General features: G+C 63.3%; 11 protein-coding genes and 1 pseudogene. 3 read left to right on the forward strand and 9 right to left on the reverse strand.

The features are described 5' to 3' along the window. The first annotated feature begins 19 nt into the window (after nt 1-19). Complete coding sequence (locus LC343_RS01520; RefSeq protein ID WP_223475322.1) at nt 20-940, forward strand: hypothetical protein; 921 nt, start codon at nt 20-22, stop codon at nt 938-940. A gap of 24 nt (nt 941-964) precedes the next feature. On the opposite strand, the gene scpA is transcribed toward LC343_RS01520, so the two are convergent. The 7 genes and pseudogenes from scpA to LC343_RS01550 all read right to left on the reverse strand — a co-directional run bounded on the left by scpA (nt 965) and on the right by LC343_RS01550 (nt 8,819). Further along, complete coding sequence (scpA, locus tag LC343_RS01525; protein WP_223475323.1) at nt 965-3,100, reverse strand: methylmalonyl-CoA mutase; 2,136 nt, start codon at nt 3,098-3,100, stop codon at nt 965-967. Continuing rightward, nucleotides 3,097-3,735 (reverse strand): DUF2118 domain-containing protein, encoded by a 639-nt coding sequence (locus tag LC343_RS25285; RefSeq protein ID WP_428982504.1) that lies wholly within the window; start codon nt 3,733-3,735, stop codon nt 3,097-3,099. The genes scpA and LC343_RS25285 overlap by 4 nt, the downstream gene beginning before the upstream one ends. After that, nucleotides 3,721-5,190: pseudogene (locus LC343_RS01530) on the reverse strand (acetyl-CoA carboxylase biotin carboxylase subunit); the annotation flags it as partial. The pseudogene LC343_RS01530 and the gene LC343_RS25285, both read right to left, overlap by 15 nt. A 38-nt stretch (nt 5,191-5,228) precedes the next feature. Beyond that, nucleotides 5,229-5,702 carry an MAPEG family protein gene (locus tag LC343_RS01535; RefSeq protein ID WP_223475325.1) on the reverse strand — a complete coding sequence of 158 codons (474 nt, stop codon included), beginning with the start codon at nt 5,700-5,702 and terminating at the stop codon, nt 5,229-5,231. Between the two features lie 2 nt (nt 5,703-5,704). Continuing rightward, complete coding sequence (locus tag LC343_RS01540; RefSeq protein WP_223475326.1) at nt 5,705-6,082, reverse strand: hypothetical protein; 378 nt, start codon at nt 6,080-6,082, stop codon at nt 5,705-5,707. Between the two features lie 115 nt (nt 6,083-6,197). After that, nucleotides 6,198-7,109: a glutathione-dependent disulfide-bond oxidoreductase gene (gene yghU / locus LC343_RS01545; RefSeq protein WP_223475327.1), complete on the reverse strand. Its 912-nt coding sequence runs from the start codon at nt 7,107-7,109 to the stop codon at nt 6,198-6,200. Between the two features lie 177 nt (nt 7,110-7,286). Then, nucleotides 7,287-8,819 (reverse strand): acyl-CoA carboxylase subunit beta, encoded by a 1,533-nt coding sequence (locus tag LC343_RS01550; protein ID WP_223475328.1) that lies wholly within the window; start codon nt 8,817-8,819, stop codon nt 7,287-7,289. Between the two features lie 115 nt (nt 8,820-8,934). Here LC343_RS01550 and LC343_RS01555 point away from each other — a divergent pair, with 115 nt between their 5' ends. Beyond that, on the forward strand, nt 8,935-10,347 hold the full coding sequence (locus LC343_RS01555; protein WP_223475329.1) for a helix-turn-helix domain-containing protein: 1,413 nt from the start codon (nt 8,935-8,937) through the stop codon (nt 10,345-10,347). Here the strand turns inward: LC343_RS01555 and LC343_RS01560 are convergent. Then, nucleotides 10,332-12,284 carry a sensor histidine kinase gene (locus tag LC343_RS01560; RefSeq protein ID WP_223475330.1) on the reverse strand — a complete coding sequence of 651 codons (1,953 nt, stop codon included), beginning with the start codon at nt 12,282-12,284 and terminating at the stop codon, nt 10,332-10,334. The genes LC343_RS01555 and LC343_RS01560 overlap by 16 nt on opposite strands. Between LC343_RS01560 and LC343_RS01565 the strand changes: the two genes are divergently transcribed. Continuing rightward, a complete protein-coding gene (locus tag LC343_RS01565; protein WP_223476090.1) occupies nt 12,171-12,974 on the forward strand; it encodes a LuxR C-terminal-related transcriptional regulator in 804 nt (267 codons plus the stop codon). The genes LC343_RS01560 and LC343_RS01565 overlap by 114 nt on opposite strands. A gap of 135 nt (nt 12,975-13,109) precedes the next feature. Here the strand turns inward: LC343_RS01565 and LC343_RS01570 are convergent, their stop codons facing one another. Further along, the gene (locus LC343_RS01570) at nt 13,110-13,520 is read right to left on the reverse strand and encodes a hypothetical protein (RefSeq protein ID WP_223475331.1); all 411 of its coding nucleotides are present in this window, start codon (nt 13,518-13,520) and stop codon (nt 13,110-13,112) included. Nucleotides 13,521-13,620 lie beyond the last annotated feature (100 nt).

The raw sequence follows: 13,620 nt of genomic DNA on the forward strand, positions 1-13,620 counted from the left end.
CACGATCCCGGAGATCCGCATGACGACCAGAATCCGCCTCAAGCGCGGGCTCATCGCCCTGTGCCTTACGTTCACGGCCCTGTGGAGCGGCGCCCTGAAGCAGGCAAGCGCCAGCAGCTCCGGCAATGTCTGGGCATTCACCACGGACGGCACCCACGCGCTGCTTTCGGTCCGGCATGTGCGGAGCTTCCTGAATTCGCCGGAGGGCACGAGTGTCGTCCTGATGACCGCGCGGTGCAATCGGGACGCACCGGAGCCGGAGGTGACAGTCCTGCTCCGCCTCGACGTGCGGGCCAATGCCCAGCCGCGAGAGGAACTGTTTGTCAAGGCAAGGCGCGATAGCGCCCTTTCGGTCATGGGCACTTATGACCGGGACGCATCCTATGACGCGGGCGAAAACCGCGCCCGCTACCGCTTCATGCTCAACACCCGTTCCGACTTTTTCGCGGAACTGATCTCCCCCACGACCCGGTTCAAGCCGACCGTGGACGCGGCCAGGTGGGGCGGCGGCTTCGATCTGTCGGCCTCCATACAATCGGACAGGCAGGACATCGCGGACTTTGTCGAAACCTGCAACCGGTACCGTCAAGCATCCGAAACCGCCTCGGTGCGCCCAGGCGCAAGCGACGTCTGCGCCAACGTACTCAAGGGGCCCAACCAGTTCGCCAACAATACGGCGCGTTCCTATCGCGACGAGACCGTCGGCCGCGTCTGCGGCAGGAACGGGCAATCGACGGAACCCGCGATCTGCATGCATTTCGTGGTGAGTGGCCGGTTCCCCAGTAATCTCGACGGTTCAGCCAACTGGACGGTCGACGACGCAGCCCGGTTGTGCAGCAACTCCAACAATGCGGAGGCCCGGCTTACCTGTTTCCGCCAGCAGCTCGCGCTGGGCGCGACACAGGCGCAGGCCATCGCGGCCTGCAGCGACGTTGGCTGATCACGCCGAAGGGGAACCGCGCGCCTACCTGTTCCGCCTCAGCCCCTCCACCTGCGCCAGCACCGCATTCGCCGCTTCCAGCACGTTCGATCCGGGGCCGAAGATCTCCGCCACGCCGGCAGCCCTTAGCTCCGCATAGTCCTGTTCCGGGATGACGCCGCCGCAGACGACCTTGATGTCGCCGGCATCAATGGCCTTCAGGCGGTCGATCAGTTCCGGCACCAGCGTCAGGTGGCCGGCGGCGAGAGAGGAGACACCGACGACGTCGACGCCCATGGCCTTGGCCTTCTCGGCTACCTCCTCCGGCGTCTCGAACATGTCCGACAGATCGACCGTGAAGCCCATGTCGGCAAAGGCCGTGGCGATGACCTTGGCGCCGCGGTCATGGCCGTCCTGGCCCATCTTGGCGACGAGGATATGCGGCTTTCGGCCCATCGTCTTCGCCACCTCGGCGAGGCGCGCCTGGATGGCCTCGTATTCGGTATCGCCGCGATAGGCCTCGCCATAGACGCCGGAAATGACGCGGGTCGTGGCGTGGAAGCGTGCGAAGGCGCTCTCCATCGCGTCGGAAATCTCGCCCAGCGTCGCGCGGGCGCGCGCGGCCTCCACAGCTGCCTCCAGCAGATTGCCCTTGCCTGACGCGGCGACGGCCTGAAGGTTTTGCAGGGCGCTCTCGGCGGCGCTCTGGTTGCGCGTCTCGCGCACCTTCTTCAGCTTGGCGATCTGCGAGGCGCGAACCTTGGTGATGTCGATGGCGAGAATATCGACCTTGTCCGGATCGGCGGGGCGGAAGCGGTTGACGCCGACGATTACCTCTTCGCCCTTGTCGACGCGTGCCTGGCGCCGCGCGGCGGCCTCCTCGATGCGCAGCTTTGGCAGCCCCTCCTCAACGGCCTTGGTCATGCCGCCATGCGCCTCGACCTCCTGAATCAGTTCCCAGGCCTTGTCGGCGAGGTCCTTCGTCAGCGCCTCGACATAATAGGACCCGCCGAGCGGATCGACGACATTGGCGACGCCGGTCTCGTGTTCGAGGATCAGCTGCGTGTTACGTGCAATGCGGGCGGAGAAATCCGTCGGCAGTGCCATCGCCTCGTCGAAGGAATTGGTGTGCAGCGACTGCGTGCCGCCGAGGATCGCGGCAAGCGCCTCATAGGCGGTGCGCACGATGTTGTTGTAGGGATCCTGCTCGGTGAGCGAGACGCCCGAAGTCTGGCAATGGGTGCGCAGCATCTTGGAGCGGTCGGACTTCGCGCCGAAATCCGTCATGATCTTCGCCCAGAGCTGGCGCGCGGCGCGCAGCTTGGAGGCCTCCATGAAGAAGTTCATGCCGATGCCGAAGAAGAAGGACAACCGGCCGGCAAACGCGTCGACATCGAGGCCGCGCGAGGTGGCGGCGCGGACATATTCCATGCCGTCGGCCAGGGTATAGGCAAGCTCCTGCGCCAGCGTCGCCCCGGCCTCCTGCATGTGGTAGCCGCTGATCGAAATGGAGTTGAACTTCGGCATCTCGCGCGCCGTGTAGTCGATGATGTCCGCGACGATGCGCATCGACGGTTCGGGCGGGTAGATATAGGTATTGCGGACCATGAACTCCTTGAGGATGTCGTTCTGGACCGTGCCTGTGAGCTGCGCCTTGTCGACGCCCTGCTCCTCGCCGGCGACGATGAACATGGCGAGCACCGGAATGATCGCGCCGTTCATGGTCATCGAGACCGACATTTCGGCCAACGGGATGCCCTCGAACAGGATCTTCATGTCCTCGACACTGTCGATCGCAACGCCCGCCTTGCCGACATCGCCGGAAACGCGCGGATGGTCCGAGTCGTAACCGCGGTGGGTCGCGAGGTCGAAGGCGACGGAGAGGCCCTTCTGGCCGGCGGCGAGGTTACGCCGGTAGAAGGCGTTGGACTCTTCCGCAGTCGAGAAGCCCGCATATTGCCGGATCGTCCACGGCCGTCCGGCATACATGGTGCCCTTCACACCGCGTGTGAACGGCGCGAAGCCGGGTAACTCATCAGCAGCGCCCTCCGGCACGTCCTCCGCCGTGTAGAGCGGATGGACGGTGATGCCCTCCGGCGTATTCCAGTCCAATTCGGACGGGTCGCGGCCCTTGAGTTCCTTCGAGGCGAGATCCAGCCAATCGCGTTTTGTCCTGCTCATCTCTCAAACTCCATGATCACCGCATCGACCGCCAGCGAGGCACCGACCTCGACGGGAATCTTCGCCACCTTGCCGGCTTTCTCCGCGCGCAGCACGTTTTCCATCTTCATCGCCTCGATGATGGCGAGTGTCTGGCCTTCCTGCACTTCCTCGCCTTCCGCGACATTGATCGCGACGACGAGGCCCGGCATCGGGCAGAGCAGCAGGTTGGACGTGTCGGGCGCCTGCTTTTCCGGCATCATCGCAGCGAGCTTCGCCACATGCGGCGGCAGGACGGAGACCTTCAAATCCGCGCCGCGATAGCGCACACGGAACCCGCCGGCGACCTGGCCGATCTTCATCGCCGCGATCTCGCGCCAATGGCCTTCCTGGTCGGTCTCGGCGAAAATCGTCGCCACGCGGTCACCCGGCCGCCAGGCGATCTGGTAGGCGCGCGCCTCGCTCTCGTCGGCGAAGGACAGCCAGACCGGCGTGCCCCACTCTCCGTTCGGCGGGGCCGTGAGGCTTTCCTCGTCGTAGAAGCCGCGTGTGGCCTCGTTGTCGACCGCGATCTCGAATTCTTCCTCCCCCGCGCGCACCACGAAGGGCGTTTCCGACGGCCCGTATTTCGCCCCCTTCTCCATGCGTCCGGTGATGAAGGACGCACGCCGGTCGGCGATCCACTGCGCCATGACGGCTGTGGAGGCGACGAGACGCAGATTGTCGGCGGACAGCGCCGCGCCGGAAAATCCGTCCGGATACTCCTCCGCGATGAAGGCCGTGGTGATCGCGCCCTCACGGAATCGCGGATGGTCCATCACCGCCGAAAGGAACGGCAGGTTGTGACCGATGCCCTCGACCTCGAAGGCGTCCAGCGATTCCGCCATCGCCTCCACCGCCTCGTCGCGCGACGGTGCCCATGTGCACAGCTTTGCGATCATCGGGTCGTAGAACATCGAGATCTCGCCGCCCTCATAGACGCCGGTATCGTTGCGCACGATCACTCCGTCGAAGCGGGTGCCCTCGACGGGCGGGCGATAGCGCGTCAGCCGGCCGATCGACGGCAGGAAGTTGCGATACGGATCCTCTGCATAGAGCCGGCTCTCGATCGCCCAGCCCTTCAGCTTGATATCGTCCTGAGTGATCGAGAGGCGTTCGCCCGCGGCGACACGGATCATCTGCTCGACGAGATCGACGCCGGTGATCAACTCGGTAACGGGATGCTCCACCTGCAGGCGGGTGTTCATCTCGAGGAAGTAGAAGTTGCGGTCCTTGTCGACGATGAACTCAACCGTGCCCGCCGACGCATAGCCGACAGCCTTGGCCAGCGCGACGGCCTGCTCGCCCATGGCCATGCGGGTTTCAGCGTCGAGAAATGGCGACGGCGCTTCCTCGATGACCTTCTGGTTGCGGCGCTGGATCGAGCATTCCCGCTCGCCGAGATAGACCGCGTTGCCGTGCGAGTCGGCCAACACCTGGATTTCGATATGGCGCGGCTCGGTGACGAATTTCTCGATGAAGATCCGGTCGTCGCCGAAGGAGGACGCGGCCTCCGATTTCGAGCGGTCGAAGCCCTCTCGCGCCTCGGCGTCGTTCCAGGCGATGCGCATGCCCTTGCCGCCGCCGCCGGCCGACGCCTTGATCATGACGGGATAGCCGATCTCCGACGCGATCTTCACGGCATGCTCAGCGTCGTCGATCAGCCCCATATAGCCGGGCACGGTGGACACACCCGCCTCGTCCGCGATCTTCTTCGAGGTGATCTTGTCGCCCATCGCCTCGATCGCGCCCACCGGGGGCCCGATGAAGGTGATGCCCTCGGCCTTCAGCCGCTCGGCGAATTCCGCACGTTCGGACAGAAACCCGTAACCAGGATGCACCGCATCCGCGCCCGTTTCCTTGCAGGCCGCGATGATCTTGTCGATCACGAGGTAGCTCTGGCTTGCCGCAGGCGGGCCAATAAAGACCTTCTCGTCCGCCATCTCGACATGCAGCGCGTTGGCGTCCGCTTCGGAATGAACGGCGACGGTGGCGATGCCGAGACGCTTGGCCGTCTTGAAGACACGGCAGGCGATCTCGCCACGGTTGGCAACAAGGATCTTGGAAAACACTTTTATCCACCCATTCGATTGGTATTTCCGCCGGATCGTCAGCCGAAGCCGTATCCGGCTACGACGACGACAAGCACATGGACCGCCATGTATATGACCGCGAGAGAACCGAGCGTGTAGAACGTCGCCCTGACCTCGTGGGATTGTTTGGTCGCGTAGGCGGCGGCATGGCATGCCCGCGCCAGAACGAAACCGTACATCAGTATTTGCGCCAGAAGCAGTGGCGGCTCCGTCAGCGCGAACAGGAGACCGATTGCCAGAAATGCCGGAATATTCTCGAGATCGTTGCGATGCATGCGCCGCGAGCGGTCGACGTAATCATCGATATCGAGCTGTTCCGGACGGGGCGCCCTGTTGAGCGGGCCGGGCCTTAGGTCCTCGGGGCTGGCCAGGCCCGAATTGCTCTTCATCATGCGATAGACAGTCATCCAGCCCTGCCCCATGAGCTTCAGCACGGCAAGCGACGCGCTGATCGCATAAACCTGCATGGCCGGATTGCTGGACTCGAGCACGCTCACACCTCCAGCACATCCGCGAAAGCCTCGGGGAAATTCGCCCGGGCCACGTCTTCGTCGATTTGCAGCAGCGCTTCATAAGAGGCTGGATCGAAAGGTTTTTCGGCCGGCACGACCTCGCGGCCAAACAGCAGCGACAGTCGCCCGGCGTCGAGATTGCCGCGCTCGAAGGGTTCGCTGCCGAACTGGTGCCACAGCGAATGCAGGAAGGCGGTATCGGCCAGCTTTTCGATCGGAAGGGCGTCTCGCTTGCGCTCGCGGCGCACGATCGGCGTCACGCCCTTCGGATTGGCCCGCCGGATGGTGAACTGATAGCCGGTGCCCGGCAGGCCGGAGGGAAATCCGCGATGCTTCGTCATGTTGGGGAGCTTGGGCATCAGACCAGGCTCCCTTTCTTCCTTCTCCCCGCCTGCGGGGAGAAGGTGGCCCGAAGGATCGGATGAGGGGCCAGCGCCGGATCAGCCCCCCTCGCCCAGCTGCGGCTAACGCTCGTCACTCCGCGACCTCCAGCTTGTCCTGCGTCTTCGTCTCGAAATCCGACGCGTCATGGCGTTCGTGCAGTTGCGTCGCCTTGTCGCCCATCGCCTTGTTGACCATCTTGCCCCGCTTCACGGCTGGACGCGCATCGATCATCTTCATCCACCGCACAACATTCTCGTAGGAGTGGACCTGCAGGAATTCGCCGGACTCGTAGGCCCCGCCCTCGACCAGCCTGCCGTACCAGGGGAAGATCAGAATATCGGCGATCGTGTACTCGTCGCCAGCGATGAACTCGTTGTTCGCCAACTGCTTGTCGAGCACGTCGAGCTGGCGCTTCACCTCCATGGAGAAACGGTCGATCGCATACTTAATCTTCATCGGCGCATAGGCATAGAAATGGCCGAAGCCGCCGCCGAGATAAGGCGCCGCGCCCATCTGCCAGAACGCCCAGTTCATCGTCTCGGCGCGCTTGCGAACATCGGTCGGCAGGAACGCGCCGAATTTTTCCGCCAGGTAGAACAGGATCGAGCCGGACTCGAACAGCCGCACGGGCTCACCGCCACCCTTCGGCGCGTGGTCCATCATGGCCGGGATCTTGGAGTTCGGGTTGATATCGACGAAGCCCGAACCGAACTGGTCGCCCTCGTTGATCTTGATCAGCCAGGCATCGTACTCGGCGTCGGAATGGCCGGCGGCGAGCAGTTCCTCCAGCATGATGCCGACCTTGACACCGTTCGGCGTGGCCAGCGAGTAGAGCTGGTGCGGATGCTTGCCGACCGGAAGCTCCCGCTCGAACTGCGCGCCTGCGGTCGGCTTGTTGATCGAAGCGAACGCGCCGCCGGACGAGGTGTCTTCCCAAACCTTCGGCGGAACGTAGCCGGCGGGAAAATTGTTCTCGGGCGGGAATTTGTTGTCGTCACTCATGAGACCAGTGCTTTCTTGAGTTTGAAAATTGGAACGATGCGAAGAATATCGCACCTTTCCATATGGTCCCTCTCAGCCTGACTAAAAGACTGCACACATCGTTCAGACTTCCGCGCCCCACTTGTGGCGAGGCCATCTGCGGCGTGAATATGAGAGTCTCTCGCCACGCCCCTTCCCTCACAACGGAATGTTGTCGTGCTTCTTGACCGGCGCGGTCACCTGCTTGCCCTTCAGCATCTCGAAGGCCTTCGCCACGCGCCGCCGTGTTGAGTGGGGCATGATGACCTCGTCGATGAAGCCGCGCTCGGCGGCGACGAAGGGATTGGCGAAGCGATCCTCATATTCCTTCGTGCGCGCGGCGATCTTGTCCGGGTCGCCGAGTTCGGAACGGTAGAGGATCTCGGTCGCGCCCTTGGCGCCCATCACCGCGATCTGCGCGGTCGGCCAGGCATAGTTGACGTCGGCGCGAATATGCTTGGAAGCCATCACGTCATAGGCGCCGCCATAGGCCTTGCGGGTGATGACGGTCACCTTCGGCACGGTCGCCTGGGCGTAGGCGAAGAGGAGCTTCGCACCGTGCTTGATGATGCCGCCATACTCCTGTGCGACGCCCGGCAGGAAGCCCGGCACATCGACAAAGGTGAGGATCGGGATGTTGAAGGCGTCGCAGAACCGCACGAAGCGGCCAGCCTTCTTGGATGCGTCGATGTCGAGGCAGCCTGCCAGCACCATCGGCTGGTTGGCGACGACGCCGACAGTCGAGCCGTTCAGCCGGATGAAACCGCAGAGGATATTGCCCGCATGGTCCTTCTGGATCTCGAAGAACGAGCCTTCATCGGCGACGCGCGTGACAACCTCGTGCATGTCGTAGGGTTTGTTGGCGTTGTCCGGCACAAGCGTGTCGAGCGCCGTCTCGATGCGGTCGCCCGGATCGGCGGTCGGGATCAGCGGCGGCGTCTCGCGGTTGGAGGACGGCAGGAAGTCGAACATGCGGCGCACTTCCAGAAGCGCCTCCACATCGTTCTCGTAGGCCCCGTCGGCGACCGACGATTTCCGTGAATGGGTCGATGCGCCGCCCAGTTCCTCCGCCGTGACGATCTCGTTGGTGACGGTCTTCACCACGTCAGGACCGGTGACGAACATGTAGCTCGTGTCCTTCACCATGAAGATGAAGTCGGTCATCGCCGGCGAATAGACCGCGCCGCCCGCGCACGGCCCCATGATGACGGAAATCTGCGGAATGACGCCTGAGGCCTGCGCGTTGCGCCAGAACACCTCGGCATAGCCGCCCAGCGAGGCGACACCTTCCTGGATACGCGCACCGCCGCTGTCATTGAGCCCGATGATCGGCACGCCGTTCTGTATGGCGAGGTCCATCACCTTGCAGATCTTCTCGGCATGGGTCTCCGACAGCGAGCCGCCGAAGACGGTGAAATCCTGGCTGAAGACGTAGCAGGGCCGGCCGTTGATCGTGCCCCAGCCGGTCACGACGCCATCGCCCGAGATCTTTTGTTCGGCCATGCCGAAATCGGTGCAGCGATGGGTCTTGTAGGTGTCGTATTCCTCGAAAGAACCCTCGTCGAGCAGCACATCCAGCCGCTCGCGCGCCGTCAGCTTGCCCTTGGCATGCTGGGCGTCGATGCGCCGTTGCCCGCCGCCGAGACGCGCTGCGGCGCGATGCTGCTCGAGCTGTTCCAGAATATCCTGCATGAAGTGTCCTCCGAATGGCACCGATTAGGCTGAAAACAGCCTGTCGGGCTAGGGTTGAAAAAGCAAGCAAGTGGATTTAGTAAAAAATCAAATAGCAAACTGCGAAATTGCAAACATGCGCGCACGCAAGGTATTCGCCGGTCGCAAGATCCGCACCATCCGACAGGGCCACGGGCTGACGCAACAGGCCTTCGCCGCGCAGCTTGGCATCTCGACCTCCTATCTCAACCAGCTGGAAAACAACCAGCGCCACGTCACCGCGCCGGTTCTGCTGGCATTGGCCGACGTTTTCGCCGTCGATATCAAGGACCTGTCGGGCAATGAGGACGACAGGCTTCTGGCCGATCTCGCCGAAGCCCTCGCCGACCCGATGTTCTCGGGAGAGCCGCCGCCCTCGCCCGACCTGAAGCTGGTGGTGCAGAACGCGCCATCTGTCGCGCATGCCTTCCTGTCGATGCACCAGGCGCTGCGGCGCGCCGGCGAGCGGCTGGCGGAACTGGACGACACGCTGGAACGCACAGGCGCGCAGTCCGACCCGACGCCCTATGAGGAGGTGCGGGACTTCTTCCACTACCTGGACAATTACGTCGACTGGCTCGACCGTGCGGCGGAAGACCTGGCCGGCCAACTGCGCGGTGCGATCTCGGCACGCGCCCTGGCGGAGCATATCGAGCGCGAACACGGCGTGCGCGTGGTCATCGGCGGCGACGCGGCGCGAACCGGCGGGCTGAGGCGCTACGACGCGCAGGCGCGCGTGCTATCGCTCAACCCGCGCTCGTCGAACGCGACGCAAGGCTTCCAGATCGCGCACCAGATGGCGCTGATCGCCCATTCCGACGCCATCGACGAGATTGTGCGCAAGGCCGATTTCCGCTCCGCCGATGCCGGGGCGATCTGCCGGATCGGGCTCGCCAACTATTTCGCCGGCGCGGCGGTTCTGCCCTATGCCGCCTTTATGGAAGCCGCACGGGAACTGCGCCACGACCTCGAATTGCTGGCGGAACGCTTCGGCGCGTCGCTCGAGCAGGTGGCGCATCGCCTGTCGACGCTGCAAAGGCCGGGGCTGAAGGGCGTGCCCTTCTTCTTCGCCCGCGTCGACCAGGCCGGAAACATCACCAAACGCCATTCGGCGACCAAGCTGCAATTCGCGCGTTTCGGCTCGGCCTGTCCGCTCTGGAACGTGCATTCGGCTTTCGAGACGCCGAACCGGATCATCAGGCAATTGGCGGAAACCCCTGACGGGATTCGCTATTTGTGCCTCGCGACGACGGTGACGAAGCCCGGCGGCGGCTATCGCGCCCCGGTGCAACGCTACGCGCTGGCTCTCGGCTGCGAGGTGCGCCATGCCTCCGAACTGGTCTATGCCGACGATCTCGACATCGTCCGCGATGAGGCATTCGAGCCGATCGGCATTTCGTGCCGCATCTGCGAGCGCCACAACTGCCACCAGCGCGCTGTCCCGCCGCTCAAGCACAAGCTGACGGTGGACGAACAGGCGCGCGACACGGTGCCTTACGGGTTCGAGTAGGGCATCTCCCCTTCGCCGGCCGCCAGCGGAATAGTGAGACCGACCGATGTCCCCGACCCGGTCCGGTTCAAGAGTTCGAGCGCGTAGCCGTGACGCCGCGCAAGTTCGACCACGATCGCCAGCCCATATCCCTCTCCGTCACTGACAGTCAGCGCGGAAGCGAGCCGCGCCCCTCGTCCGCAGGCCGTTTCGAATTCCTCCGGCGTCAGGCCCGGGCCAGTATCGTGGAGTTCGATCCGCACGGTGTCGCCACGGCGGCGCACGCCCAGAAGCACCTTTCCCGACGGCGTGTACTTGATACTGTTCGACACCAGGTTGGAGAAGATGCGCATGATGGCCAGCGGCTGGATCCGCACCGCGACGCTGGTCGGAACGTACTGGAACAACAAACCCTTGGCCTTCGCGTCCGGGAGAAACATCTCGTAGACGCTGCCCAGGATTTCGCCGAGCTTCATGTCGGCAACGGTTTCCTCGGGACCGTCTGATCCCTGATCCTCAAGATGACCGGCGACCAGCGACTCCAGATAGTCGAAACTGTCATAGACGTCGCTGTAGGATGTCCCCGACATCTGTTTTCTGTCGTTCATGATACCCTGCACCGCCAGCCGCAATGCGCGGAGCGGCTGGCGAATATCGTGGACCGTATTCTCCATGAGGCGTTGATGCTTGCTGGAGGTTTCAAGCGCCAGTTCGTAGCGCGCCTCCAGATTGCGGAGGCGCGTGTTCATGTCGAGATTGCGCTCAGCCTGTTCCAAGCTCAGGCGAAGTGCTTTCTGGCGCTCCTGGCGCAGTTGGTTGAAGCGGTCCACGATCGCGAGCCCCAACATGACCGCGTCGAAGAGCATGACGACGCGCATGCTGTCGTACTGGAACTCCTGCGAGACTTCGACGCCGAACCAGTGCCGAGCCATCATCAGCGCCGCGGAAATCGTCGCGCCCAGCCAGGCGAAGACGTAAAACCGGACCTGTTTGAAACGATGGCGCGCGGCAAGCAACGCCGCGACGCAGAACAGCCCGACCGCGAACAATACCACCAGGATGAGAGACTTCTTGATGAAACGCGGATCGCCGAAGAGACCGCCCGCCATCATGGTCGCGGTTACCACGATGACCGTAATAAGAAGCTTGTCGACAATCGGATGGTACTTGGGCGTATTCAGGAAGATGCGGGCAAAGACAGCCCCAAACACCGCGTAGGAGCCGCCGGTGACGACCGACGCGTAGCTGTTGAAGGCAGGAAAGTCCGGCCACAGGTACTGGAAGGCCACGCCGTCGGAGTGCATGAGATAAAGCAGCGTCGCGCCAGCGTAAGCGATATAGGCCGGAAAGATCGGGTGACCGAGGACCGCCCAGGCCATCAACGCCGCGACAATCAGGATGATCATCATGCCGTAGAAGATGAACTGCTTGGCGGCGTTGCGTGTCGATATCTCGTTAAAGCTGGAAGCCGTCTCAATCGCCAGAGGCAAGTTGGTCGAGCCCTCGGTCCAGAAGCGGACATAGACCGTTGCCCTGTTCCCGGGCGCGAGCATCATCGGCACGACGACTTCCGGATAGGCGATCGGACGCGTCGTAAACGGCGAGTCGATGTCCTGCGCCAGGGCATGGATCGGCACTCCGTCCGCGCCAAGGATGTAGACGTGGAAAATTTGCTTGAAGTTCTCCTTGAAATAGAGACGCCAGTCAGTGGTCGTTTCAGTTGCGTTTTCGAGCCTCAGGCGTAGCCATACGACAGCGTCGGAATAACCGAGATCGGCCACACGGGTGGTAATCGGCCTGAAGTCGCTGGCCCGGGCGCCCGCAGCATCGCCGACGTGCAGCGTATGGTCTTCGTCGAGCAGCAGATCGATGCTCCGGGCGACGGTGTCGGCATCGACGGGACCGTCGAGAACAAGGGTCCGGTCCTGCGCGTGCGCGCCCGATGGCTGGCACAGCACACCCAGACATGCGAAAAGAACGGCCACGAGCACCGCGAACCGGCGCTCACCACGTTTCGGGGGAGACGCCGTATTTCGACGAAAATTGTCATTGCCGACGATCATGCACTGACCGTCGACGGCACCCGTTCGGTGATCGAATCCATGCACGGTTACGAGGTCGTTGGCATTGCCGCCAACGGGATCGAGGCGATCTCGTTGATCAAGCGCCTGTCGCCCGATTGCGCCCTGCTGGATCTGGTCATGCCCGGCGCCTCCGGGCTCGAAGTTCTGATCGAGGCGCGCCGCTGGAGCCCGCGAACCAAGGTCGCCATTGTAACCGGAAGCCCTGCCGCCAACGCGTTGCGCCAACTCGTCGATGCAGGCGCCGCGGGCATCTTTCTCAAGACCGGCCCCGTCGGGGAACTGATCGCCGGCCTGCGCGATATCGTGGCCGGCCGCAATTTCGTCAGCGCGGACGCGAGCCGCTACATCGACGAGCACCAGGCGCGCGAAAGGCTTACCGGCCGTGAGATCGAGGTATTGCAGTGCATTGCGCGGGGCCTTTCCAACAAAGGCATCGCGGAGCGCCTCGGCATAAGCCCGAAAACGGTCGACAACCATCGCACGAACCTGATGCGCAAACTCGACGTACATTCCACGGCCACCCTGTTGGTTCGCGCCATACGTGACGGTCTTATCGACGTTTAATGTGCGGCACTTCTTCGAAGCGATCAAATCAGGGGCATCGTACACGCGTCGTTAGGTAGCCGGGATGGTGCCGCCTCCTGGTTTGAGAAGCCCGCCGGAACACTCGGTCCGGCGGGCATAGAGGCAAATCGGGTCTTAGTCATTCATCGTCACGTTACCGAACGGCCCGTTCCAGACGAAGCTGCGCGACGATGTGACCGTCACAGAATATCCTCCGGACCTGTAGGTGTTGCCGCTTGTGTAGCGATAGTTCTGCGAGAAGTTGCGACCGGTCTTGGAATCGACGCGAATGATCTCGCCCGAGCGCGCCACGAAAGCCCGGATGTTCTTCCCGCTACCGTCGCGCCCGCTGTAGAAGGACGACGCCTGCAGCAGGATGCTCGGCCCTGAAGGCTGCGGAGCGGGCGCAGGGCCCGGCGACGGCGACGGACCGCCGCCCGGAGGCGGATAGCCACCGTTTTCCGGCACGGTCACGGTGCATCCGGCAAGCGCGAAAGCGCCGATCATGGCGATGATGGTAGTGCGTCTGATATGTCTGATTTGCATGGTGAAGGGTCCTCGCTTGATACGCGGCGGACTATGCGGATGCCACTTCGGCACCGCCATGGGGTGAATCCCTCAATTGCCACGAGGCCTTCGAGCCGAT

It is taken from the genome of Oricola indica (assembly GCF_019966595.1).
Classification (GTDB): domain Bacteria; phylum Pseudomonadota; class Alphaproteobacteria; order Rhizobiales; family Rhizobiaceae; genus Oricola; species Oricola indica.